At 73.3% G+C, this 25,409-nt stretch carries 17 protein-coding genes; 12 read left to right on the forward strand and 5 right to left on the reverse strand.

Features of this window, described 5'->3' with window-relative positions; all coding sequences use genetic code 11:
• Positions 1 to 34: 34 nt before the first annotated feature.
• From AC4OXY_RS29690 to AC4OXY_RS29700, 3 genes are all read right to left on the reverse strand, one after another.
• The gene (locus tag AC4OXY_RS29690) at positions 35 to 1,180 is read right to left on the reverse strand and encodes an RNA polymerase sigma factor (protein WP_491994659.1); all 1,146 of its coding nucleotides are present in this window, start codon (positions 1,178 to 1,180) and stop codon (positions 35 to 37) included.
• Positions 1,177 to 1,596 (reverse strand): YciI family protein, encoded by a 420-nt coding sequence (locus AC4OXY_RS29695; RefSeq protein WP_356033465.1) that lies wholly within the window; start codon positions 1,594 to 1,596, stop codon positions 1,177 to 1,179. Before AC4OXY_RS29695 ends, AC4OXY_RS29690 begins: the two co-directional genes overlap by 4 nt.
• A 116-nt stretch (positions 1,597 to 1,712) precedes the next feature.
• Positions 1,713 to 2,921 carry a nucleotide sugar dehydrogenase gene (locus tag AC4OXY_RS29700; RefSeq protein WP_376291044.1) on the reverse strand — a complete coding sequence of 403 codons (1,209 nt, stop codon included), beginning with the start codon at positions 2,919 to 2,921 and terminating at the stop codon, positions 1,713 to 1,715.
• Positions 2,922 to 3,201: 280 nt separating this feature from the next.
• Between AC4OXY_RS29700 and AC4OXY_RS29705 the strand changes: the two genes are divergently transcribed.
• The 8 genes from AC4OXY_RS29705 to AC4OXY_RS29740 all read left to right on the forward strand — a co-directional run bounded on the left by AC4OXY_RS29705 (position 3,202) and on the right by AC4OXY_RS29740 (position 18,905).
• Positions 3,202 to 4,908 carry a glycerol-3-phosphate dehydrogenase/oxidase gene (locus AC4OXY_RS29705; protein ID WP_356033461.1) on the forward strand — a complete coding sequence of 569 codons (1,707 nt, stop codon included), beginning with the start codon at positions 3,202 to 3,204 and terminating at the stop codon, positions 4,906 to 4,908.
• Positions 4,909 to 5,073: 165 nt separating this feature from the next.
• Complete coding sequence (locus tag AC4OXY_RS29710; protein ID WP_491994660.1) at positions 5,074 to 7,179, forward strand: serine/threonine-protein kinase; 2,106 nt, start codon at positions 5,074 to 5,076, stop codon at positions 7,177 to 7,179.
• A gap of 163 nt (positions 7,180 to 7,342) precedes the next feature.
• Entirely contained in the window at positions 7,343 to 10,345 is a 3,003-nt protein-coding gene (locus AC4OXY_RS29715; RefSeq protein WP_491991359.1) for a serine/threonine kinase C-terminal domain-containing protein, read from the forward strand.
• A 162-nt stretch (positions 10,346 to 10,507) separates the two neighbouring features.
• Positions 10,508 to 12,238 carry a serine/threonine-protein kinase gene (locus tag AC4OXY_RS29720; protein ID WP_362818172.1) on the forward strand — a complete coding sequence of 577 codons (1,731 nt, stop codon included), beginning with the start codon at positions 10,508 to 10,510 and terminating at the stop codon, positions 12,236 to 12,238.
• Between the two features lie 134 nt (positions 12,239 to 12,372).
• The gene (locus tag AC4OXY_RS29725) at positions 12,373 to 14,115 is read left to right on the forward strand and encodes a serine/threonine-protein kinase (RefSeq protein ID WP_491991360.1); all 1,743 of its coding nucleotides are present in this window, start codon (positions 12,373 to 12,375) and stop codon (positions 14,113 to 14,115) included.
• 223 nt (positions 14,116 to 14,338) lie between these two features.
• Entirely contained in the window at positions 14,339 to 15,301 is a 963-nt protein-coding gene (locus AC4OXY_RS29730) for a serine/threonine-protein kinase (RefSeq protein WP_491991361.1), read from the forward strand.
• A 136-nt stretch (positions 15,302 to 15,437) separates the two neighbouring features.
• A complete protein-coding gene (locus AC4OXY_RS29735) occupies positions 15,438 to 17,051 on the forward strand; it encodes a succinic semialdehyde dehydrogenase (RefSeq protein WP_356033446.1) in 1,614 nt (537 codons plus the stop codon).
• A gap of 75 nt (positions 17,052 to 17,126) precedes the next feature.
• Positions 17,127 to 18,905, forward strand: coding sequence for a GMC family oxidoreductase N-terminal domain-containing protein (locus AC4OXY_RS29740; protein WP_356033443.1), 1,779 nt, complete (start codon positions 17,127 to 17,129; stop codon positions 18,903 to 18,905).
• Between the two features lie 675 nt (positions 18,906 to 19,580).
• On the opposite strand, the gene AC4OXY_RS29745 is transcribed toward AC4OXY_RS29740, so the two are convergent.
• The gene (locus AC4OXY_RS29745; RefSeq protein WP_356033441.1) at positions 19,581 to 19,856 is read right to left on the reverse strand and encodes a chorismate mutase; all 276 of its coding nucleotides are present in this window, start codon (positions 19,854 to 19,856) and stop codon (positions 19,581 to 19,583) included.
• 311 nt (positions 19,857 to 20,167) lie between these two features.
• Here AC4OXY_RS29745 and guaA point away from each other — a divergent pair, with 311 nt between their 5' ends.
• Complete coding sequence (guaA, locus tag AC4OXY_RS29750; protein ID WP_356033438.1) at positions 20,168 to 21,748, forward strand: glutamine-hydrolyzing GMP synthase; 1,581 nt, start codon at positions 20,168 to 20,170, stop codon at positions 21,746 to 21,748.
• A gap of 20 nt (positions 21,749 to 21,768) precedes the next feature.
• Here guaA and AC4OXY_RS29755 read toward each other — a convergent pair whose 3' ends face one another.
• Positions 21,769 to 22,242, reverse strand: coding sequence for a pyridoxamine 5'-phosphate oxidase family protein (locus AC4OXY_RS29755; protein ID WP_356033435.1), 474 nt, complete (start codon positions 22,240 to 22,242; stop codon positions 21,769 to 21,771).
• A 139-nt stretch (positions 22,243 to 22,381) separates the two neighbouring features.
• On the opposite strand from AC4OXY_RS29755, the gene AC4OXY_RS29760 reads away from it, so the two are divergent.
• From AC4OXY_RS29760 to AC4OXY_RS29770, 3 genes are all read left to right on the forward strand, one after another.
• Complete coding sequence (locus AC4OXY_RS29760) at positions 22,382 to 23,176, forward strand: class II aldolase/adducin family protein (protein ID WP_356033432.1); 795 nt, start codon at positions 22,382 to 22,384, stop codon at positions 23,174 to 23,176.
• A 219-nt stretch (positions 23,177 to 23,395) separates the two neighbouring features.
• Positions 23,396 to 24,676 carry a hypothetical protein gene (locus AC4OXY_RS29765; protein WP_356033429.1) on the forward strand — a complete coding sequence of 427 codons (1,281 nt, stop codon included), beginning with the start codon at positions 23,396 to 23,398 and terminating at the stop codon, positions 24,674 to 24,676.
• Positions 24,677 to 24,864: 188 nt separating this feature from the next.
• Positions 24,865 to 25,389 (forward strand): DoxX family membrane protein, encoded by a 525-nt coding sequence (locus tag AC4OXY_RS29770; RefSeq protein WP_356033427.1) that lies wholly within the window; start codon positions 24,865 to 24,867, stop codon positions 25,387 to 25,389.
• Positions 25,390 to 25,409 lie beyond the last annotated feature (20 nt).

Raw genomic sequence — 25,409 nt, forward strand, 5'->3', positions numbered from 1 at the left:
GTCCACCGGTGCGGTGGGGGTCCCGCACGGCCCGTCAGCGACTCCGGCGGGCGTTGAGCCGGGCGGCCCGGCGTGTCAGGTGGTCGCGCTCGGCGAGGTGGGGTGCCTTGTGGGCCGCCTCGGCGTACAGCCGTGCCGCCGTCGCCAGGTCGCCGTCGCGCTCGTGGAGGTACGCCGCCACCGCGGTGTGGCGCGGCAGTGAGTCGTCCAGTTCCGCGAGCGCCGCGAGGCCGGCGCGCGGTCCGTCGGCCTCGCCGACGGCGACCGCGCGGTTGAGCCGGACGACCGGGCTGTCGGTGAGGCGCGCGAGCTCGTCGTACCACTCGACGATCTGCACCCAGTCGGTCTCCTGCGCGGTGGGCGCGTCCGCGTGGAGTGCGGCGACGGCGGCCTGGGCCTGGAACTCGCCCAGCCGGTCGCGGGCGAGGGCCGTCTGCAGGATCTCGACCCCCTCGGCGATCAGCGCGGTGTCCCACCGGCCGCGGTCCTGCTCCGCGAGCGGTACGAGGCTGCCGTCGGGCGCGGTCCGCGCGGCGCGCCGCGCGTGGTGGAGCAGCATCAGGGCCAGCAGCCCCGCCGCCTCGGGGTGGTCGACCTGGGCCGCGAGCTGCCGGGTGAGCCGGATGGCCTCGGCGGCGAGGTCGACGTCGCCGGAGTAGCCCTCGTTGAAGACCAGGTAGAGGACGCGCAGCACGGTGGCCACGTCACCGGGCTCGTCGAGGCGTACGCCGGAGACGGTGCGCTTGGCCCGGCTGATCCGCTGCGCCATGGTCGCCTCGGGCACCAGATAGGCCTGGGCGATCTGGCGGGTGGTCAGCCCGCCGACGGCACGCAGCGTGAGCGCGACCGCGGACGACGGTGTCAGCGAGGGGTGGGCGCAGAGGAAGTAGAGCTGGAGCGTGTCGTCGGCCCCGGACGCGGGACCGGCGGCCGGTTCCGCGTCGACGAGGTCCTCACGCCGGCGGCGCGCGGTGTCCGCGCGGGTCGCGTCGAGGAACCGGCGCCAGGCCACGGTGACCAGCCAGCCCTTCGGATCGCGCGGCGGCTCGGCCGGCCAGACGCGGACCGCCTCGACCAGCGCGTCCTGTACGGCGTCCTCGGCCGCCGCGAAGTCGGCTCCGCGGCGGACGAGGACGGCGAGCACGCTCGGCGTGAGGCTCCTCAGCAGGGCCTCGTTCACGAGTGAAAGCACTCCGTGATGGTGGGCGACGCGGTCAGGAACGGGCGCACCTCCAGCCACTCGTGGATCGGCTTCCCGCCCGCACCCGGGGCGGCCGACAGCTCCCCGGCCAGCTCGACGGCGCGCTCGTAGCTGTCGACGTCGATCACCATCCAGCCGGCGATCAGGTCCTTGGTCTCGGCGAACGGGCCGTCGGTGACCGGCGGGCGCCCCTCGCCGTCGTACCGGACCCAGGCCCCTTCGGGGGCGAGCGCCTGGCCGTCGACGAACTCGCCGGTCTTCTCCAGCCGGGCCGCGAAGTCGTTCATGTACTGCACGTGCGCCGAGATCTCCTCCGGCGTCCACCGGTCCATCGGCACGTCGTTGACCGCGGCCGGGGCGCCGCGGTAGTGCTTCAGCAGCAGGTACTTGGCCATCGTGTCTCTCCTCGCCTGGTGCGACCCATTGTGGTCGCGTTCACCCCGGGGACGGAGCCGGACGCGGGTTCTCGACATCGGCGGCCGATATTTTTCCGGAGAGCGATTCCGCCCGCTCAGAGCCGGTGCGCCGCCCCCGTCGGCGTGGCGCCGCGGGTGTCCAGGAGGAGCTGGGCCTTCACCGACAGGCCTTGCAGGTCGTACGTGCGGTGCTGCTGGAGCAGGATCGTCAGGTCGGCTTCGGCGGCCGCCTCGTAGAGCGAGTCCGCGCGCGGGACCGGGCGGTCCAGGACGTTCCACGCGGCCACGTACGGGTCGTGGTAGCTCACCGAGGCGCCCATCTCCATCAGCCGGATCGCGACCTCCTGGGCCGGTGTGCCCTGGAGGTCGGCGAGGTCGGCCTTGTAGGTGACGCCGAGCAGCAGCACGCGCGCGCCCCGGGCGGACTTGCCGTACTCGTTGAGGAGGGTGGCGGCGCGCTGGACGACGTAGCGCGGCATGCGGTGGTTGACCTGCTGGGCCAGTTCCACGATGCGCAGCGTGCGGGTGGCGTGGCCGGTGAGGTCCTGCGGGACACCGTGCCCGCCGACGCCGGGGCCGGGGCGGAAGGCCTGGAAGCCGAAGGGCTTGGTCTCCGCGCAGCGGATGACGTCCCACAGGTCGACGCCGAGCTCGTAGCAGAGGACGGCCATCTCGTTGACGAGCGCGATGTTGACGTGCCGGAAGTTGGTCTCCAGCAGTTGCACGGTCTCCGCCTCGCGCAGCCCGCGCGCGCGGACGACCTTGTCGGTGAGCCGGCCGTAGAAGGCGGCGGCCGACTCGGTGCAGGCGGGGGTGAGGCCGCCGATGACCTTGGGGGTGCCGGCGGGGGTGTGGTCGCGGTTGCCGGGGTCGACGCGGCTGGGCGCGTAGGCGAGGTGGAAGTCGCGTCCGGCGCGCAGCCCCGAGCCCTTCTCCAGCAGCGGCCGCAGGAAGTTCTCCGTCGTGCCGGGCAGGACGGGGGACTCCAGGATGACGGTGGTGTGCGGGCGCAGCCGTTCGGCCAGGGTGCGGGCGGCCGCCTCCACCTGGCCGAGGTCGAGCCCGCCGTCGGCGTCGCGCGGGGTCGGCGCGCAGATCACGGCGGTGCGCACCCGGCCGAGCTGGGCGGCGTCGGTGCCGGGCCGGAAGCCCGCGGCGTGCATCCGGCGCAGCTCGGCCGGGCTGAGCGAGCCCGCCTCGGGGCCCGTGGCGTAGCCGATGGTGGAGATGCCGGCGGCGACGGCGGCCTGGGCGAGCGGCAAGCCGTAGGGACCGAGTCCGATGACGGCGAGGTCTGCGGGCATTGGCGTGAGCCGTCCTTCCCAGTAGCCGAAGCGGGACAGGTGCGCAACCGCTGTGGACAGCCTGAGCGGGCACGATGTCAGCCTAGGTAGAGATATGACCGTTATGTGTGATTGTGTTCGTGTGTCTTCCGAGGGTTGTGCGTGAGTTGTCCACAGCGTGGAAGCCCGTGGTGGCTGAAGCCGGGCAAGCCGGTCAGAATTTGGGCATGAGGAGGGGATGAACCGGGCTTCGCCCACCGGGTGCGGCCGACGCGAGCGAGTGCGACAGCGGGAGGCAGCGGTGAGGACAGCGACTCTGGGCCCTGAGCAGCGCGCCGAGGCACTGGCGGCGATGGCGGAGCGCGAGCTGGACGTGCTGGTGGTCGGCGCCGGAGTCGTCGGTGCCGGTACGGCGCTGGACGCGGTCACGCGCGGTCTGTCCACCGGTCTCGTCGAGGCCCGCGACTGGGCGTCCGGCACCTCCAGCCGGTCCAGCAAGCTCATCCACGGCGGCCTGCGCTACCTGGAGATGCTCGACTTCGCCCTCGTACGGGAGGCGTTGAAGGAGCGCGGGCTGCTGCTGGAGCGGCTCGCCCCGCACCTGGTCAAGCCGGTGCCCTTCCTCTACCCGTTGCAGCACAAGGGCTGGGAGCGGCTCTACGCCGGCTCGGGCGTGGCCCTGTACGACGCGATGTCCATGGCGCGCGGACACGGCCGGGGCCTGCCGCTGCACCGGCATCTGACCCGCCGTCACGCCCTGCGCGTCGCCCCCTGCCTGAAGAAGGACGCGCTGGTCGGCGCCCTGCAGTACTACGACGCCCAGGTGGACGACGCCCGCTTCGTGGCCACCCTGGTGCGCACCGCCGCGTCCTTCGGCGCGAAGGTGGCCAACCGCGCGCGCGTGACCGGGTTCCTGCGCGAGGGCGACCGGGTCGTCGGCGCGCGGCTGCGGGACGTCGAGGGTGGCGGGGAGTACGAGATCCGCGCCAAACAGATCGTCAACGCGACGGGCGTGTGGACCGACGACACCCAGGCCATGGTGGGCGAGCGCGGCCAGTTCCACGTCCGCGCCTCCAAGGGCATCCACCTCGTCGTGCCCAAGGACCGCATCCACTCCGCCAGCGGCCTGATCCTGCGCACCGAGAAGTCCGTCCTCTTCGTCATCCCCTGGGGCCGGCACTGGATCATCGGCACCACCGACACCGACTGGGACCTCGACAAGGCCCATCCGGCCGCGTCCAGCGCCGACATCGACTACCTGCTGGAGCACGTCAACTCCGTGCTGGCGGTCCCGCTCGGCCGCGACGACGTCCAGGGTGTGTACGCGGGCCTGCGCCCGCTGCTCGCCGGGGAGTCGGACGCCACGAGCAAGCTGTCCCGCGAGCACACGGTCGCCCATCCGGCGCCGGGGCTCGTGGTCGTCGCGGGCGGCAAGTACACCACCTACCGCGTGATGGCCAAGGACGCCGTCGACGAGGCGGTGCACGGCCTGGACATGCGCGTCGCCGACTGCGTGACCGAGGAGACCCCGCTGCTGGGCGCCGAGGGGTACCAGGCGCTGTGGAACGCACGCGCGCGCATCGCCGCCCGCACCGGAGTGCACGTGGCCCGCGTCGAGCATCTGCTGAACCGGTACGGCTCGCTGGCCGAGGAGGTCCTGGACCTCGTCGCCGCCGACCCCGCGCTGGGCGCGCCGCTGACCGGTGCCGACGACCATCTGCGCGCCGAGGTGGTCTACGCCGCCTCCCACGAGGGCGCCCGGCACCTGGACGACGTCCTCACCCGCCGCACCCGCATCTCCATCGAGACCTTCGACCGGGGCACACGCTGCGCCCGCGAGGCGGCCGAGCTGATGGCGCCGGTCCTCGGCTGGGACAAGGGCCAGGTCGAGAGAGAGGTCGAGCACTACGAGAAGCGGGTGGAGGCCGAGCGCGAGTCCCAGCTCCAGCCCGACGACCTGACGGCGGACGCGGCCCGGCTGGGGGCGCCGGACATCGTGCCGCTGTAGCCGCGTCAGACCCTGAAGCGGTGTCAGGGTCCCGGTTCCTCCCCTCTTGCAACCCCTCATCCCGATAAGCGGAACGGCTGCTTCAGGTAGGCCCCCTGGGCGTCGGGCACTTGTCGGGTGAGAGAGAATGGAGGCTCTGTCAGGGCGGGTTGCATGAGGGGACGCATGTCGGAGGCGGAGCGGGCGGGCACTTCTCGTCAGGAAACTCGTCAGGACAAGAGCGAGCGTCGTCTCCTCGCCGGGCGGTACCGGCTGGGAGACGTGCTGGGCCGCGGCGGCATGGGCACCGTGTGGCGGGCCGATGACGAGACCCTGGGCCGGACGGTGGCCGTCAAGGAGCTGCGGTTCCCGTCGAACATCGACGAGGAGGAGAAGCGGCGCCTGATCACGCGCACGCTGCGCGAGGCCAAGGCGATCGCCCGGATCCGCAACAACAGCGCGGTGACGGTCTTCGACGTCGTCGACGAGGACGACCGGCCCTGGATCGTCATGGAGTTGGTGGAGGGCAAGTCCCTCGCCGAGGTCATCCGCGAGGACGGTCTGCTGGAGCCGAGGCGCGCCGCCGAGGTCGGGCTCGCCGTCCTCGACGTGCTGCGCTCGGCGCACCGCGAGGGCATCCTGCACCGGGACGTGAAGCCGTCCAACGTGCTCATCGCCGAGGACGGCCGGGTCGTGCTCACCGACTTCGGCATCGCCCAGGTCGAGGGCGACCCGTCCATCACCTCCACCGGCATGCTCGTCGGCGCCCCCTCCTACATCTCCCCGGAGCGCGCCCGCGGCCACAAGCCCGGCCCGGCGGCCGACCTGTGGTCCCTCGGCGGCCTGCTGTACGCGGCGGTGGAGGGCACTCCGCCGTACGACAAGGGTTCGGCGATCGCCACGCTCACCGCGGTGATGACCGAGCCGCTGGAGGAGCCCAAGAACGCGGGCCCGCTGCGGGACGTCATCTACGGCCTGCTCACCAAGGACCCGGCCAAGCGGCTCGACGACGCGGGCGCCCGCTCCGAGTTCAACAAGGTGATCCGCGCGCCCGAGCCGGAGCCGATGGACGCCACCCGGGTGGTTCCGCTGCCGCCGCAGCCCGCACCCGCCGAGGGCAGACGGAGCGAGGAGGCCGCGGACAAGCTGCGCGGCGCGCTGCGTTCGGTCCGCAAGGCGGCGGGCGCCGCCTCGGCCGCGGCCGCGACGCGGGCGAAGAGCGGCGGCAACCCGAGCACGCCCCCCGCGGGCGGCACGGCCGCTTCGAGCGGTACGCGTGGTGCGAGCGGTGCACGTGGTGCGAGCGGGTCGGGGGGTGGCGCGCGTACGACCGGTTCCGCGGGCGCGGCCGGTCCTGTCACCGGCGCCGACCGACCCGGTGCCTCCGGCGCCGGACGGCTCGGTGGGCCTGCGGAGGGCGGCGCACGGCAGACCGGTACGGCCCCGTCCGCCGCGGGCGGGCCGAACTCCGGTGCGAGCAAGCCGAGTTCGGGCTGGCCGGTGATGCCGCCGCCGGACCTGGACCTGCCGCCGCGGCCGGTGCCGAGGGCGCCGCTGACCGACGTGGTGCCCCGGCGCACGCTGGTGATCATCGCCGTGGTGGTCGCCCTCGCCGTGCTCGGCACCGTGCTCGCCTTCGCCCTCAGCGGCGGCGACAAGAACGACAACGGCGGCGGGGCCAGGGCGGCGGCGAGCGCGAGCGCGTCCACCAAGGAGGACCGCGGCACGGGCGGCGCCGCGCGGGCGGAGGGGTCGAGCCCGTCGTCCGCCGGCGGCACGCCGTCGGGCGACCGGACCGACGGCGGCGCGAGCGCGTCCGCCGCCGGCTCCGGCTCGTCCGCCGCGAAGGGCGGCGGCAGCGCGCCGGCGGTGTCGACCCGCAAGGGCGGCCAGGGCTACTCGATCGGGCTGCCCAAGGGCTGGTCGTACGGGTCCAGCGACAGCGCCGGCGACCGCTACACCGGCCCCGACGGGCAGAAGCTGCTCGTCGCGTGGACGACCACGCCCAAGGGCGACCCGGTGGCGGACTGGAAGAACCAGGAGCGCTACATGGTGCGTTCCCAGTACCACAAGGTCCGTATAGAGAAGGTGGACTACCGCGACTGGAACACGGCCGACTGGGAGTTCACGTACGTCGACGGCGCCAAGTACCACACCATCGACCGGGGATTCGTCGTCAACGGCAGTCTCGGCTACGGGCTGATGTACACCGCGAAGGACGCGGACTGGGACAGCGCGCTGCGCAAGGACACCTGGAAGACGCTGACGGCGTCCTTCACACCCAAGTCGTAATCACCGTACGGCGGTTTGGGGCGTCACAATCCGGCATCCGCTCAATGCGGGTTGCCTCCGGCACGTATCGTGAATGGTTGCGGACCGTACGCAGCCGTATGAGTGTGCGAAACGGGGCGCGAGGCGAACGGATGTGACCAACCGGGCGGCCGGGGGAGGCAACGTGGACGACTACGCGGGTCGGGTGCTCGCCGACCGCTACCGCCTGCCGCTGCCGCCCTCCGACGAGTACGAACTCACCGAGACCCGCGCCTTCGACACCTACAGCGGGCAGGAAGTCCTCGTCCGGCAGGTGCCGTTGCCGGAGGTCGTCGAGGCCGAGGTGCTCGACGCGGAGGGACTGCCCGAGGGGTTCACGGCGCGCGAGCGCGGGTCCCGGCGGGCGGCGCCGGACGCCCGTACGGCCACCCGCCGGCCCGCCGACCCGGCCGTACGGCGCGCCGTCGAGGCCGCGCAGGCGGCCGCCCGCATCCCCGACCATCCCCGGCTGGACCAGGTCTTCGACGTGTTCGCCGAGGGCGGGTCCCTGTGGATCGTCAGCGAGTGGGTCGCGGCGCGCCCGCTGTCCGCGTTCCTCGCCGAGCAGCCGCTGTCGCCGTACCGGGCGGCCGAGGTCGCCTCCGACGTGCTCATGGCGCTGCGGGTGCTGCACGCCCACGGCTGGGTGCATCGCAACATCACGGCCCGTACGGTGCTCGTCTGCGACGACGGCCGCGTGATGCTGACCGGCCTCGCGGTCGGCGCGGCGGAGGAGGCGCTGAGCGGGTACGACCCGGTACCGAGCCTTGACGACGCACCGAACGAGGGAATTCCCGGGACGCCGGGCGGGACGGGAACGGCGGGACCTGTGGGTCTGGTGGGTCCGGCGGGCCTGGAGCGGGTCGAGCCGGAGACCGGGACGGCGTCCACCGGCGGCCCGGGTGACGGTCGCGTGGGTGGGCCTGCGGGGCGGGGCGGGGGTGCGTTCGCCGGAGGGTGGGCGGCGGATGCCGGTGCGGACGGTGCGGACGGTGCCGACGGTGCGTTCGGCGGTGGGCAGGGAGCCGCCGCCTCTTCCGGTGGCCCGGCGGGCGGTGTTCCGTCCGCCGACGTCGATCCCGAGGCCGCGCGCCGGGCGGCGATCCGGGCGAGGGCGGCCGGCGGCCTGCCGGGCGCCGACGGGACGTCGGGCGGCGCCGATACGCCAGAACCGCGGGCCCTGGAGAGCGGAGCGAGCGGTACGGGTGGGACGAGCGGGGCGAGCGGGGCCGACATCCGGGCCGCCCGCGCCGGAGCCATCGCCGCGTATCGCGCGGGCGCGCGTGCCGCCGCCCGGGTGCAGGAGTCCCGGCAGACCGGACGCCCCGCACTGCCCGGCGCCCGCCCGCCCGCCGAGGGCAGCACCACCTACGGCGCCGATCCGACACTCCCCGCTCCGGGAGCAAACCCCCACGGCGGCCACGGGCTGCCCTCGGACGGGCGGCGCCCCTCGGCCATGCCGGGCCAGAACCCCGCTGTCCCCGGCCAGAACCCCGCCGCACTCGGCCGGAACCCGCTCGTCCCCGGCCAGAACCCCGCCGTGCCGGGCCAGAGCCCGCTCGCACTCGGTCAGAGCCCTGTCAGCCCCGGCCGGGCCCCCGCCGTCCCGGGCCGGAACGCCGCCGCGTCCGGTCAGAGCCCGCTGGCGCCCGGCCGGACCCCGTTCACCCCCGGCCAGCCCCCCGCTGTCCCCGGCCAGAACTCACTCGCCCCCGGCGGGAGCCCGCTCGCGCCCGGCCAGAACCCCGCCGCCCCCGAGCAGCCCTCCTCCCCCCTCCCCGGCATCGATGCCACCCGTCAGGTTCTGCCCTCGCAGTCCGCCGGTGTCTCCCGTTGGGATGAGTCCGGTGTTCTGGCCGGGCCTCCGCGTGGGCCCGTGACCGCTCTGGCGGCCGAGAGGGCGCGGCAGGTGCGGATGACGGTGGTCGGGCCGGTGACCGAGCGGTGGGCGCCGGAGCAGGCCGGGCCCGTGCACGAGAACTGGCAGCTGGCGGCGCCGATCGGGCCCGCGACCGACCTGTGGGCGCTCGGGGCGTTGCTGTTCCGGGCGGTGCAGGGGCACGCGCCGTACCCGGAGGAGTCGACGGCCGAGCTGGTGCAGCTCGTGTGCGCCGAGCCGCCCGCCTTCGCCGAGGAGTGCGGGCCGCTGCGGCCGGTCGTGGAGTCGTTGCTCCGGCAGGATCCGACCGAGCGGCTCGACTTCGAGGAACTGGGCGGCTGGCTGCGGTCGTTGGTGCGGTGCGCGCCCGAGCCCGACGCCGGTACGCACGTGGTGACCGTGCCGCCCAGCGACCCGCGCCGGCTGCCGATCGTCCGGCGCCGCGGCGAGCTGGTGCGGCTGCGGCGCCGGCGTGCCCGTGCGGCGGAGGCCTCGCCGCACGGCCGGCACAAGCGGTCCCCTGAGCGGGCCGGGGGCGAGGCGCGTTCGCCGCGCGGTCTCGGCCGGACCCTGCTTGTGCTGATCCTGCTCCTGCTGGCCGGCGCGATCGCGTACGCGATGCTGTTCCTGCCCAAGCAGGGGCACGACGGAGCGGCCGGCGGCGACCGGACCGGCAGCGCGGGGGAGGCGAGCCCCGCGCCCTCGCACGACCCGCAGCCCTCCGGCCCGCAGCCCTCCTCCGGGCAGTCCGCGGACGGCGGTCCCTCCGCGTCCGCGCCCGCCACCCAGACCCAGACCGGGGGCGATCCGAGCGTCGGCGACGGTTTCACTCTGCGCACCGACCCCGGCGGCTTCAAGATCGCCGTCGCCAAGGGCTGGGGCCGCACCCCGAAGAACGGCAGCGGGGAGGTCGTGTACGGGCAGGGGAACTTCGAGTTGATCGTCGTACCCGGAAGGGACAACGCGGCGGCCTACGGCAGTGACCCGATGGCGTACCAGCGGGACAAGGAGAGCGAGCTGCAGCCGTACCGGGACTCCAGCTGGGCCACGGCCACCGGGCTGCGGACCATCGAGGTGGGCGGACGGACCATGGCCGAGGGGCAGTTCACCTGGACCGACGGGCAGGGGCGCGACCTGTTCGTGCGCAACATGGCGATCCTGCTGAACGGCCGCTACCACATCATCCAGGTCCGTGGCCCGGACTCCGAGCGGGACCAGGTGACCCGGTTGTACGAGCAGGCCACCGAGACGTACACCTACACCGGTTGAGCGCCACGGGCACCGGTTGAGCGCGCCGGGTAACCGGCGGAAAGCGCTTGGGCAGGCGACAAGCGTCACAGTGCTGTCACCTTGGTACCCCGCTGGTTCCCTGCGGGCGGGCCGGTCCTTAGTCTGAGCCTGTCAAGAGCATTGCGGGGCAACGTGAATCAGATGCAGGGCCTGCTCGTAGCGGGCCGCTACCGGCTCGCCGATTCCATCGGCAGCGGCGGCATGGGCCGGGTGTGGCGCGCCCACGACGAGGTGCTGCACCGGACGGTCGCCGTCAAGGAGTTGACGGCGGCCCTCTACGTCTCGGACAGCGACCGGGCCGTGCTGCTCGCCCGTACCCGGGCCGAGGCCCGGGCCGCCGCGCGCATCAACCACTCCGCCGTCGTCACCGTGCACGACGTCCTCGAACACGACGGCCGCCCGTGGATCGTCATGGAGCTGGTCGAGGGCAACTCGCTGGCCGACGAGGTCAAGGAGCGCGGCCGCGTCGAACCGAGGGAGGCCGCGCGGATCGGCCTGTGGGTGCTGCGGGCGCTGCGCGCCGCGCACTCCGCTGGTGTGCTGCACCGGGACGTCAAGCCCGGCAACGTACTCCTCGGCAAGGACGGCCGGGTCCTGCTCACCGACTTCGGCATCGCCCAGATCGAGGGCGACTCCACCATCACCCGCACCGGAGAGGTCGTCGGCTCGGTCGACTATCTCGCGCCGGAGCGGGTGCGCGGCCACGACCCGGGCCCGTCCTCGGACCTGTGGGCGCTCGGCGCCACGCTGTACACGGCGGTCGAGGGCCGCTCGCCCTTCCGCCGCACGTCACCGCTGAGCACCATGCAGGCCGTGGTCGAGGAGGAGGCCGCCGAGACGCGCCACGCCGGTGCGCTCGGTCCCGTCATATCCGCCCTGCTGCGCAAGGAGCCCGACCGGCGACCGGGCGCCGAGGAGGCGGAGCAGCTGCTCGCCGAGGCGGCGGAGGGCCGCCGCCCCGACGCGGCGCAGGCCTTCGTCCCGACCCAGAACTCCGGCCTGCACACCAGCAGCGCCTCCGTGGGCTACGGCCCCGGCACCTCCGGTACCGGTTACGGCACCGGCGCGACCGTCCCCGGCTACGGCGACCCGGCCGCGCCGGGCGCCGGCCGCTCGATGACCGGACCGACGGCCGTGGCACCCGCCCCGCGCGGACCGGCGGGATCGGCCGCGGTCCCCGCGGGCCGCGGCGGCGCGGGACGGGGCCGTCCCCGGCGCCGGCTGCGCACCCTCGCCCTCGTCGTCGCGGCGGCCGCCGTGCTCGGCGGCGGCGCGGCGGTCGCCGTCCAGGAGTGGGGCGCGGCGGCGAGCAGCACCGGGTCGAGCGGCGGCGCGGGCCCGGCCACCGACCCCTCCGCGAGCGCCGCGAGCTCGCAGGACCCCGACGGCACGATCCCGGCCGACTGGGAGACCCACCACGACCCGCTCGGCTTCAGCCTCACCCTGCCCAAGGGCTGGAAGCGGAAGGTCTACGAGATCCAGGGCAACCTCAAGCAGATCGACTACAGCCCGGACGACGGCAAGCACTTCGTGCGCATCGCCATCGACGGCTCCCCGGACTTCGCCACGCCCCTTCTGCACCAGAAGGACCTGGAGACGCAGCTCCAGCGACTGGTCGACTACAAAAAAGTGCAGATGAAAGGGAACATCTACCGCGACCGCCCGGGCGCGCTGTGGGAGTACACCTGGAACGCGCTGAAGAAGGACCCGCCGTACGTCGCCGGACCGCGGCACGCCATCGAGGAGACGTACTACTCCCGTTCGGGCGTCGAGTACGCCATCTACATGTCGACGCCGGCCGAGGACTGGGCGCGGACCAGCAAGCAGTTCACGTGGGTGCTCCAGGGCTGGCAGGAACCGGGCAACAGCTGACGGCCGCTCAGGACCGCCGAGGGCGCCCGATGCGGCCGGCGCGGCTGATACGGCCGAAAACCGCTGGTCGATCGGTACTGCTTGGCTGATCGGTGTCCCGGAGCGCGCGGGTCCGGTGCGGCATGATGGGGCGCATGGGGACCGAGGGCGCCGACTTCCGGGTGATCGCGGGCCGTTACCGTCTGGAGGCACGCATCGGGCGCGGCGGCATGGGCGTCGTGTGGCGGGCGAGCGACGAGTTGCTGGGGCGCCGGGTCGCGGTCAAGGAGATCCTCGCGGACGACGCGCTCCCGGACGACGACACGCGGCGCCGCCAGGACCGTACGTTCCGCGAGGCGCGGGCGGTCGCCCAGTTGCGGCATCCGCACATCATCGTCGTGCACGACGTCGTGGAGCAGGACGAACGACCGTATCTGGTCATGGAGTTGGTCGAGGGCGGCTCGCTCGCCGACCGGATCGCCCGGCACGGCCCGGTCGACGCCCCCGAGGCCGCGCGCATCGGGGTCGCCCTGCTCAGCGCGGTGCGCGCGGCGCACGAGGCGGGGGTGCTGCACCGGGACATCAAGCCCGCGAACGTGCTGATCGAGTCGGGCACCGGCCGGGTCGTGCTCACCGACTTCGGCATCGCGCAGGTCGCGGGCGCCACCACACTCACCGAGACGGGCTCCTTCGTCGGCTCGCCCGAGTACACCGCGCCCGAGCGGATGTCGGGGGTGCGCACCGGGCCGGAGTCCGACCTGTGGTCGCTGGGCGCGCTGCTGTGCACGGCGCTCAGCGGCGAGTCGCCGTTCCGGCGCGACTCGATCGGCGGCATCCTGCACGCCGTCGTCGCCGCCGAGATCCGGCCACCCGCCGAGGCCGAGCCGCTGCTGCCCGTCGTGCGGGGGCTGCTGGAGCGCGACCCGGAGCGGCGGCTCGGCGCGGCCGACGCCGAGGACATGCTGCGGACGTACCTGGAGACGGGACGGACGCCGGACGCACCGGGCGCGGCCGCCGCGGCGGGCGGGTCGCGCGGTCATTGGACCGGCGGGGGGCGTACGGCGCGGCCGGGTGCGGGCAGCCGTACGGGACATCGCACAGGGAGCCGTACGGGGAGCCGTACGGCCGGGGCGGTGGCGCCCTACTCGCCGACCCGGCCGGACGTGCCGCGCCCGCCCGCCGCCCCCGCTCCCTCGGCCGTCCCGCCGCCCCGGACCGCCACCCGCGGGGTGCTGATCGCGGCGGTGCTCGTCGCCGCGCTGGCCGGAGCCGGCGTGTCGGCCGCACTGCTGCTGCACGGGGACGACGCGGGAGGGGGCGGCAGCCCCGGCGGTACGGCGACGTCCCCGGCGACCGGAACCGGCAGTACCGGCACCCGTCCGCCCTCGACCTCACCCTCGCCCCCCTCGCCGACCGCCTCGCCGGGTCCGACGGGCACCGACTCCCGTACCGCGCCCTCCGGCTACCGCACGGCCCGGGACCCGGCCGGCTACTCCCTCGCCGTACCGGAGGACTTCACCCGCAGCCCGCAGGGCGAGCGCGTCTTCTACCTCTCGCCGGGCGGGACCTTCCGCCTCGGCATCCGGGTCGGCGCGGCCCGGCCGGGCGGCCCGCAGGCGGCGATGGAGCGGTCGGCGGCCGACGGCCCGCACACGAATCCCGGTTACCACGACGGCCGGGTCACCCGCGCCGTGCACGCGGGACACCCGGCCGCGCTCTGGGAGTTCAGCTGGGCCGGCTTCAGCGCGGCGGAGGGCCCGCGGCACACCTACGACCTGTGCTGGGAGGAGTCCGGGCGGCTGTACGACGTGTGGGTGTCGGCGCCGGTCGGCAAGGTGCGGGAGGCACGGGAGTACTTCGACGTGGCGCTGGACACCTTCTCGGTCACGGCTTCGTGACCGGATCCCGGCCCCTGTGGATCCGGCGCTGGAACGTGCGGCCGCCGAGCGGGAGTCGGTGATACCGGCGGACTTCGCGGGCGGTGGAGGTGCCGTGGGGGTGCGCACCGTGCCTCGCGGATTCACCCCGCACCGGTGGAGCGACCGCCCGAACTGCCGCCCCCGCGCGGGGCCCTGACCGTTCGCTTCGACAACGGCCTGGTGCACACGGTACTCATGGGGCATGACTGAAGACGGCGAACACCCGCCCGGCGCACGTCTGATCGGTGGCCGCTACCGCCTCACCGGTCGCCTCGGCTCCGGGCCCACCGGGACGGTCTGGCGCGCACAGGACGAGGCCGGGCAGGGGCAGGTCGCCCTCAAGGAGCCGCTGCTGCCCGGCGATCCGGCCGACGACGAGGACAGCCGCCGTATCGCCCACCGGCTCTCCACGGAGGCCAGGGCCGCCGCCCGGGTGCGCCACCCCTGTGCCGTCACGGTGCTGGACGTCGTCACCGAGGGTCATGTCCCGTGGATCGTCATGGAGTTGGTGGAGGGCGAGTCGCTGCGCGAGGTGCTGCGGCGCGGGCCCCTGCCGCCCGTCGAGGCCGCCCGGATCGGGCTCGCCGTCCTCGGCGCCCTGCGCGCCGCGCACGCCGTCGGCATCGTGCACCGGGACGTCAAGCCGGCCAACGTGCTGCTGGAGTCCGGCACCGGGCGGGTCGTCGTCACCGACTTCGGAACCGGCGACGGCCACCCCGGCGCGGCGCCCGCCGGGTTCGTCGCCCCCGAGCGCGCCGCGGGCCCCGGCGCCGGACCGGCCTCCGACCTGTGGTCCCTGGGCGCGCTGCTGCGGGCCGCGGTGGGGGAGGACACCGAGGGCCGCGGGGACAGTGAGGCCACCGAGGGCACAGGGGGCACCGGGGCCGTCGAGGTCGCCGGCCAGGTGCCGCTGGGCGCGCTCGGCCCGCTGCTGGACCGGCTGAACGCCGACGAGCCGGCGGCCCGCCCCGACGCGGCGCAGGTCGCGGCCGCACTCCACGAGTACCTCGGGCTCACCCCCGTACCGGAGCCCGTGCCGCCGCGGGCCGTACGGCAGGTCCAGGCGGCCGAGGCGGCCGAGGCCGGCCCCGCGGCAGGACCGCGTCGCCGCACCCCGCGCACCACCCTCGGCCTGCTCCTGGCGAAAAAAGCCGGACTCGAATGATCGTTCTGTTCGGGCGGGTGTCAACGCCCTGATCAGCACATTCACTGCCAGTGATCACTGGCGGTGTGTGAGCAGGTCGTGAATCCCCGTTACCGACGGGTACACAAAGGCTGTGCTCCGGCATACTCTGCGCCTCATGACGGACACGCAGGCCTCGGACATCGCCGGTACCAACCCCCTCGCGCCCGCCCCCGAGGGCGCCCGCACCGCCGCCGACGTGGTCACCCCGGAACTGGTGGCCCGGCTCACCAAGGGCGTGGTCGGCTCCGGCCGGACCGCCAACCACACCCCGTTCACCGGCGAGAAGCTGGCCGACCTGCCCGAGTCCACCCCCGAGGACGTGGAGAAGGCCTTCGAGGCCGCCCGCGCCGCGCAGTCCGTGTGGGGGCGGACCCCGGTGGGGCGGCGGGCCGCCGTGCTGCTGCGCTTCCACGACCTGGTGCTCCAGCGGCAGGCCGAGGTCCTCGACCTCATCCAGCTGGAGACCGGCAAGGCCCGGCTGCACGCGCACGAGGAGGTGCAGGCCGTCGCCGTCGCGGCCCGCCACTACGGCCGCAAGGCCCCCGCCTATCTGCGGCCCAAGCGGCACACCGGCGCCATCCCGACCCTGACGAAGGTCACCGAACTGCGCCACCCGCGCGGGGTCGTGGGCCAGATCGCCCCCTGGAACTACCCCCTGGAACTGTCCGTCGGCGACGCCCTGCCCGCCTTCGTGGCCGGCAACGCCGTGGTGATGAAGCCGGACACGGAGACCTGTCTGACGGCGCTGTGGGCGCGCGACCTGCTGATCGAGGCCGGTCTGCCCGAGGGCGTCTTCCAGGTCGTCCTCGGCGAGGGCCCGGTCGTCGGCCCCGAGGTCGTCCGGCACGCCGACTACGTCTCCTTCACCGGCTCCACCCGCACCGGCCGCGAGGTCGCCCAGGGCGCCGCCGCCCGTCTGGTCGGCGTCTCCCTCGAACTCGGCGGCAAGAACGCCATGCTGGTGCTGGACGACGCCGACATCGAGAAGGCCGCCGCCGGTGCCGTACGCGCCTGCTTCTCCTCGGCCGGACAGCTCTGCATCTCCATCGAGCGGCTGTACGTCCACGAGTCGGTCGCCGACGCCTTCCTGGAGCGCTTCGCCGCCCGCACCCGGGCCATGCGGCTCGGCAACTCCCTCGCCTACGGCGCCGACATGGGCTCGCTGGTGGGCGAACGCCAGCTGAAGACCGTCGAGCGGCACGTCGAGGAGGCCGTCGGCAAGGGCGCGAAGGTGCTCGCGGGCGGCCGGGCCCGCCCCGACATCGGCCCCTACTTCTTCGAGCCCACCGTCCTGGACGGCGTCGAGGACTCCATGGCCGTCTGTGCGGAGGAGACCTTCGGGCCGGTCGTCTCGGTCTACCGCTTCTCCTCCGACGACGAGGCGGTCGAGCGCGCCAACGCCACGCCGTACGGCCTGAACGCGTCGGTCTGGACGGGCAGCGCCCGGCGCGGCCGCGAGGTCGCCGCCCGCCTGCGCACCGGCACGGTCAACGTCAACGAGGGCTACGCGCCCGCCTACGGCAGCGTCCAGTCCCCGATGGGCGGCATGAAGGACTCCGGTCTCGGCCGCCGGCACGGCTCGGAGGGCATCCTCAAGTACACCGAGGCCCAGACGGTGGCCCAGCAGCGGCTGCTGCCGATGGCGCCGTCGCTGGGGATGGACGACGCGAGTTACGCCCGCTTCATGAGCACGAGTCTTCGGGTGATGAAGGCGTTCCGGTTCAGGTAATTCCCTTACTCCCTTGACGGACCCGATTCCCCTTCCCTTGACGGCCCGACGAGGACGACCCAACGAGGAGCACACGTGCCGCACGACGCCTACGACTACGACGTCCTGATCGTCGGCTCCGGATTCGGCGGTGCGGTGTCCGCCCTCCGCCTGACCGAAAAGGGGTACAAGGTAGGCGTGTTGGAGGCCGGCCGCCGCTACACCCGCGAGGCCCTCCCGAAGAACTCCTGGGACCTGAAGAACTACCTCTGGGCCCCGAAGCTCGGCCTGTACGGCATCCAGCGCATCCATCTGCTGGGCAACGTGATGGTGCTGGCCGGCGCGGGCGTGGGCGGCGGCTCGCTCAACTACGCCAACACCCTCTACGTCCCGCCGAAGCCCTTCTTCGAGGACCCGCAGTGGAAGGACATCACCGACTGGCAGGAGGAGCTGCGGCCGTACTACGACCAGGCCCGGCGCATGCTCGGCGTCCGCCTGAACCCGACGATGACGCCGTCCGACGTGCATCTGAAGGCGGCGGCCCAGCAGATGGGCGTTGGCGACACCTTCCATCTGGCCCCGGTCGGGGTGTTCTTCGGTGACGGCAAGGACGCCGACGGGACGGCGAAGGCGAGCCCGGGGCAGGAGGTCGCCGACCCGTACTTCGGCGGCGCGGGCCCGTCCCGCAACGCCTGCACCGAGTGCGGCGAGTGCATGACCGGCTGCCGCCACGGCGCGAAGAACACCCTCAACGAGAACTACCTCCACCTCGCCCAGCGGGCGGGCGCGGAGGTGCACCCCATGACGACGGTCGTGTCCGTCACGGACGACTCGCGCGGCGGGTACGCGGTGGCGACCCTGCCGACGGACCGGAAGAAGAAGGGCGAGGGCCGTCTGTTCACCGCCCGGAAGGTCGTCCTCGCGGCCGGCACCTACGGCACGCAGACCCTGCTGCACCGGATGCGGTCCGGCGGCCAGCTGCCGTACCTGTCCGAGCGCCTCGGCCACCTGACCCGGACCAACTCCGAGGCGCTGGTCGGCGCGCAGACCGACAACCGCCGCTACCGCAAGGCACACGGCACGGCGGCGGCCGACTTCACGCAGGGCGTCGCGATCACGTCCTCGATCCACCCGGACGAGAACACGCACATCGAGCCGGTCCGCTACGGCAAGGGCTCCAACGCGATGGGCGGCCTGTCGATCCTCCAGGTGCCGTACGCGGAGGGCTCCTCGCGCGCGCTGGCCTGGCTGACGAACGCGGCCAGGCACCCGCTCCTGGTGCTGCGGTCGCTGTCCAACCGGCGCTGGTCGGAGCGGACCATCATCGGCCTGGTCATGCAGTCCCTGGACAACTCGCTGACGACGTACCTGAAGCCCAACGGCGTCGGCAAGGGCCTGCTCACCGCCCGCCAGGGCCACGGCGCCCCCAACCCCAAGCAGATCAAGGCCGCCACCGAGGCCGCGAGCGTGCTCGCCGCCGAGATCAACGGCTTCGCCGGCAGCAACGTCGGCGAACTGATGGGCACCCCGCTGACCGCGCACTTCCTCGGCGGCTGCCCCATCGGCGACTCGGCGGAGACCGGAGTGATCGACCCGTACCACCGTCTCTACGGCCACCCCGGCATCTCGGTCGTGGACGGCGCCGCGGTCTCGGCGAACCTGGGCGTGAACCCCTCGCTGACGATCACCGCGCAGGCCGAGCGTGCGATGTCGTTCTGGCCGAACAAGGGCGAGGCGGACCCGCGCCCGGCACCGGGAGCGGCGTACGAGCGCCTGAAGCCGGTCGAACCGCAGTCCCCGGCGGTCCCGCAGGACGCCTTCGGCGCACTGCGGCTGCCGTTCCTGGGGATTCCGGCGGTGCCGCCGAAGAAGTAAGCGCGGCGCCCCGCGCGGGCCGGCGCAGGAACCTGCACAGGAATCGGCGCAGAGGGACCTGCATCCCCCTCCGAAAGCAGGTCCCTCGTACGACTCGGCAGGTTTGATCAGCGAGAACCATGAACGGTTGCCCCGGCGGCACCGGATTTCGATGTGATCCGAGTCACTTGCCGGTGCCTTCTCGGGTATGCCGAAGGGCCTTGGGCATGACGAAGGGCCCCGCGGGACGGAGAGGTCGCGGGGCCCTTCTCTTTCAGTCAGCACCGACGGCAGGGCAGCGTCGGTGCCTGGGAAGCGGTGCCGGGGGGCGCACCGCTGGTCGGCGGTCGGAGGAGGCAGCAGTGCCGTCGTGCCGTCGTTCGCTGTCTGCGCGGGGACCCGGGGCTGCGGCGCATCGTTCGACCCGGCACTGGTGCTGATGTGCAGTTTTCCCGCCGGTCGGCCCCGGGCGTCCCCGGAGCCGACCGTTCTCTGGGGTGACCGGGCTGCTGTCCCCTGCCGTCCGGTCACTTTCCGGAGCGAGGTCCCACGGCGCACGGCACGACCCGTACGCCTCATCGCTCCAGCGAGCCACGCGTGGTTCTGTCGGGCCCGCCCCTGGCTGGCACGGACAACCCCTCAACGAAGCGGTGCGCGGGCCGGTCACGCGCCGTACGGGTGAGACGGCGGTAGAACTCAGATGCGACCCCGGCACAGTTCGAGCAGGGTCATGGCGAGGGGGGTGCCGGGCTTGCCGAGGGCCTCGCGGTAGCGGCCGAGGATCTCCATCTCGCGGGAGAGGTGCACGCGCCGCCCGCCGGAGGCGATGCGGGTCTGCTGCACGACGGCGGAGACGGCCATCCGCTCCTGGATGAGGCCGATGATCCGGTCGTCGAGCACGTCGATGCGCTCACGGGCACCGGCGATGGTCTCTTCCGGGGCTTCGGGCGCTTCCGGGGAGGTGGTGGTCATGTTCGGGGCTCCTGGGTGAGGGTCGCTGGGACCGGTGGGCGGCTGTCTGGGGAGCCCCGGAACGACAGAACCCGGAAAACGTCAGGCGCCCCGGGCCTTGTCGGCCCGGGGCGCCTGGGAAGTCGCTTGGCGTTCGCTCAGCTCAAGCAGCACGACCATGGCAGCCGGCGGGCCGGTTGCCATAGGTAAAGAGGAAGGTCGAGTGCGCGAGCATGCGGTCAGTATGCCACGGCGCCTGACCGAAGAGGTCCCACCCCCGCCCCGTTAGAATCGGAACCACAGACCCCCGCCCGACCACCAGAAGGCACCCCGTGTCATCAGCGAACACCGCTGCCGCCGCCCCCGACACCGTCCTGGTCGTCGACTTCGGCGCGCAGTACGCCCAGCTCATCGCCCGTCGCGTCCGCGAGGCGCGGGTCTACAGCGAGATCGTGCCGAGCACCATGCCGGTCCAGGAGATGCTCGCCAAGAACCCCGCGGCGATCATCCTCTCCGGCGGTCCCTCGTCGGTCTACGAGGAGGGTGCCCCCCGCCTCGACCGCGCGCTCTTCGAGGCCGGCGTGCCCGTCTTCGGCATGTGCTACGGCTTCCAGCTGATGGCGCAGGTCCTCGGCGGCACGGTGGACAACACCGGCGCCCGCGAGTACGGCCGCACCGACCTGCACGTCTCCCGGACGTCCTCCACCCTCTTCGAGGGCACCCCGGCCGAGCAGCACGTGTGGATGTCGCACGGCGACGCCTGCTCCGCCGCCCCCGAGGGCTTCTCCGTGACCGCGTCCACGGACGTCGTCCCGGTCGCCGCCTTCGAGAACGACGAGAAGAAGCTCTACGGCGTCCAGTACCACCCCGAGGTCATGCACTCCACGCACGGCCAGCAGGTGCTGGAGCACTTCCTGTACCGCGGCGCGGGCCTGACCCCGTCCTGGACCACCGGCAACGTGATCGAGGAGCAGGTCGCCGCGATCCGCGAGCAGGTCGGCGACAAGCGTGCGATCTGCGGTCTGTCCGGCGGCGTGGACTCCGCCGTCGCCGCCGCCCTCGTCGCGCGCGCCATCGGCGACCAGCTGACCTGCGTGTACGTCGACCACGGTCTGATGCGCAAGGGCGAGACCGAGCAGGTCGAGAAGGACTTCGTGGCCGCGACCGGCGTCAAGCTGGTCGTCGTCGACGCCGAGGAGCGCTTCCTGACCGCGCTCAAGGGCGTCTCGGAGCCCGAGGAGAAGCGCAAGATCATCGGCCGGGAGTTCATCCGCGTCTTCGAGCAGGCGCAGGCCGAGATCATCGCCGACGCGGGCCCGGCCGTGGAGTTCCTGGTCCAGGGCACCCTGTACCCGGACGTGGTCGAGTCCGGCGGCGGCACCGGCACCGCCAACATCAAGTCGCACCACAACGTCGGCGGCCTCCCCGAGGACCTTGAGTTCCAGCTCATCGAGCCGCTGCGCAAGCTGTTCAAGGACGAGGTCCGGATGGTCGGCCAGGAGCTGGGCCTGCCGGACGAGATCGTCCAGCGCCAGCCCTTCCCGGGCCCGGGTCTCGGCATCCGCATCGTCGGCGAGGTGACGAAGGAGCGTCTGGACCTGCTCCGCGACGCCGACGCCATCGCCCGCGAGGAGCTGACCGCGGCCGGCCTGGACCGTGACATCTGGCAGTGCCCGGTGGTCCTGCTCGCCGACGTCCGCAGCGTGGGCGTCCAGGGCGACGGCCGCACCTACGGTCACCCGATCGTGCTGCGCCCGGTCTCCTCCGAAGACGCCATGACCGCCGACTGGTCCCGGCTGCCCTACGACGTCCTCGCCCGTATCTCGACCCGCATCACCAACGAGGTCCGGGACGTCAACCGCGTCGTCCTCGACGTGACCTCGAAGCCCCCGGGCACCATCGAGTGGGAGTGACCGGCTGACTCCCACGGCTCCTACGCGCGCCTGACCGTGCGCAGGGGCGCACCGGGCTTCCAGACCTGGAGGACGAGATACCGCTCGTCCTCGACGTAGGTCCGCACGACCTCCGTCAGCTCGGTACGGAAGAGGTGGAACGGCTCCGGCGGTTCCGCCTCTTTCGCGTATCCGGACTTCCGCTCGCCCTCGACCTCGTACGCCCGGCCCGAGATCCGTACGTCCCCGCCGCCCATCTCCGTGCCCTCGCCCGGGTTCGCCTGGAGCGCGAAGCGGGGATCGCGCAGCAGGTCGAGGGCCTTCAGCGAGCGGTCCATCATGCCGAGCCACAGCTCGCCGCCACGGAAGTCGGTCTCCAGCCCGGAGGTGCGCGGCGAACCATCTTTGCGCACGGTGGCGAGCACATGATGCCGGTGGGCGCGGAAGCGCTCCTCGGTGATCCGGGCCAGTTCGGGTTCGGCGGAGGCGAAGGCCTCCCAGTTCACGGACGTCATACGCGACAGTCTCACCGGTAAACCGGACAACCTCTGTCGTGTATTCGCTGCGTACGTCATCTTTACAAAACGACTCTGCCCTTTTGCGCTGACCGCGGGTAACTTCCGGCCCAGACCGCAATCCAGCGCTGGAGGACCTATGCACGGGCCGACCTCGCCCCTGCCGCTGCCCACCGACCAGCTCCGCTTCGCCATGCCGCCGATGCACGACTCGGCGGAGGACGAACGCCGGCACCGCAAGGAGCGACTCGCCGGGGCCCTGCGGGTCTTCGGGCGCAGCGGATTCGAGGACGGGGTCTCGGGCCACATCACCGCACGCGACCCGGAGTTCACCGACTGCTTCTGGGTGAACCCCTTCGGCATGCCGTTCAAGCACGTCACCGTCAGCGACCTCGTCCTCGCCAACCAGGACGGCCAGGTCATCGAGGGCCGCTACCACGTCAACCAGGCCGCGTTCACCGTCCACGCCCAGGTCCACGCCGCGCGCCCCGACGTCGTCGCCGTCGCCCACTGCCACTCCGTGCACGGCCGCGCCCTGGCCGCGCTCGGCGAGCTGGTCGACCCGATCACCCAGGAGAGCTGTGCCTTCTACGAGGACGTGGCGCTCTACGACGCCTACAGCGGCGTCACCGTCGACGCCGAGGAAGGCCGCCGCATCGCCACCGCCCTCGGCTCCCGCAAGGCGCTCGTCCTGCGCAACCACGGACTGCTCACCGTCGGCGACTCGGTGGACGCGGCGGCCTGGTGGTTCCTGTCCATGGAACGCTCCTGCCAGGTGCAGCTGATGGCGAAGGCGGCCGGCCGCCCGGTCCTCATCGACCACAAACTGGCCGTCGCCACCCGCGAACAGCTCGGCGGCGACCTCGTGGCCTGGATCAACTACCAGCCGCTGTGGCAGGACATCAGCCGCAGCGAACCGGACCTGCTCAGCTGAACTCCCCGAGCACGACCGCCTTCGCCGACGCGAACTCCTCGCCGGCCGAGTCAACACACAGGCCCTCACTTCACCCGCCCTGACCCGGTCCGACAAGCCCGGACGGCTCGCCGTAGGGCACAATTCGCTGACGAAGCGGGGGAGTTGTGCGGCGACGAGACGGCCTGCCGAGGGGCCGCCGGCCGTGTCGACAAGTCGTGGGGAAGGCGGGCGTCCGGCGTGGCGGTGCAGGAGGCGAGACAGGACACGGGTGCCGACGGGACCCACGAGGGCGGTTGCACCTGCGAGGACTGTCCGCACGGCGCCCGCGAGGGGCACCGGCGGGCCGTCGCCGCGTTCCTGCGCCGACGGGACGAGTTCGCCGCGGGGCAGGGGCTGCCGGCAGGCGTGGCGCACTCGGCCTCGGCGTCCCGCCAGTGGGTGTCGGAGGAACTGACCCAGCGCGCGGAGGCCGTCGCGGAGCGCGGCCGCGCCGAGGGCGAGGCGTGGGTCGCCGGGCTGTGGCTGCGCACGGTGGTCGCGGTGTGGGGCGGCGTCGTCGCCCTCCTGCTCGGCGAGGCGCTCACCGCGATCGGTGCGGGCTGGACCACCGCCCGCACCGCGGCGCTGCTCGCCGCGCTCGTCGTCGCCGGCGCCCTGACCACCGCCGGCCGGCTCCACCGCGCCCGCGGCGGAGCGCTCGCCCCGGTGATCGGCGAGGACAACCGGATGTCCACCTCCCGCACGGTGGCCGCCGCCTGGGTGCTGTTCGTCGGCTACGCCGTGCTGCTGCTGGCCGCCCGGCTCGCCGCCGCCTCCGGCCACGCCGAACGCGACGCGCTGATCTCGGGACTCGACCTCGCGCGCGGCACGGGCGTGGTGACCGTCCTCGGCGTGGTGTGCGGCATCGCCGTCCTGGTCCGCCGCGTGGTGGCGCTGCGCATCCTCGCCCAGCGGCTGCAGAAGGTGCCGGCCCACCGGCCGCGCGCCGCCGACCTGCTCACCGACGACTCCGGCCGGGGCGCTTTCAGCGACATCCAGTACGCCGTCATCAGCGCCGTCGCCCTGGTGTTCGCCGCCGTACGGCTCGCCCGCCGGCCCGACCAACTGCCGGATCTGCCCTGGGGGCTGGCCGTGATCGTGCTGATCTCGGCCGCCACCTACCTGGCCGGCAAGTACGCCGAGGGCGGCCGCCCGGTCGTCCTCTCCGTGGTCCGCGCCCGCGAACCGGGCGACCTGGACGGGCCGATCCGCACCGGCGACGACATCGAGATCCGCGGCGCGGGCTTCGTCCCGCCCGGTGCCCGGACCGCCGACCGGCTCTCCCGGATGGTGGTCCGCATCGGCACCGTCGATGTGCACGTCCCTCTGATTCCCGTCACGGGTGGCTTCCGCAACCCCACCGACACCGTCCTGACCGTCCCCGTACCGGTCGAGGTCGAGCCGGGCTCGGTGGAGGTCCAGGTGGTCACCGCGGCCGGGGTGGCGACCAACCGGTACACGGTCCGGGTGACGGAGTGACCCGGCCCGCCGCCGCGTCACCGTCATGTCTTCCTCCCTTCCTTTCGTCCTTTCGCGCTTTCACATGCCTGCTTCGCACAAGCACCCGAATTCCGGAAAAACCTCCGGGAGGGGATTGAACCGGCCCTGACTGTCGTACGTATCGTCGAGTGAGGGGTGGGACGGCGGGCGAGAGGCGGCTGGCGACGATGACTCACGGCATGCGGACGGACACGCACATGAACCGGCTGAACGGCCCCCGCGGCTGGCGGGACACGGCCGCCCACTACGCCCTGCTCCCGCTGCGCGTCTTCCTCGGCGTCACCTTCATCTACGCCGGCCTGGACAAGCTCACCGACAGCGCCTTCATGAAGTCCGGCGGCACCGGCTCGGTCGGCGACATCATGCGCGCGGCCCGCGACTCCGCCGCCGTCCCGGCCCTGGTCGACCTGGCCCTGAAGAGCCCCGTCGGCTTCGGCTACGCCATCGCCTTCGGTGAACTGGCCGTCGGCATCGGCACCCTGCTCGGCCTGCTCGCCCGGCTGGCCGCGCTCGGCGGCGCGCTGATCTCGCTCAGCCTGTGGCTGACCGTGAGCTGGGCGACGACCCCCTACTACTACGGCAACGACCTCGCCTACCTGATGGCCTGGCTCCCCCTGATCCTGGCCGGCGCCCCCTACCTCTCCCTGGACGCGCTCTGGCGATCCCGACGACGGCAGGGCGGATACCGGTAGGCAGGTCGGCGGCCGGCTGC

It is taken from the genome of Streptomyces sp. HUAS MG56, from assembly GCF_058673395.1.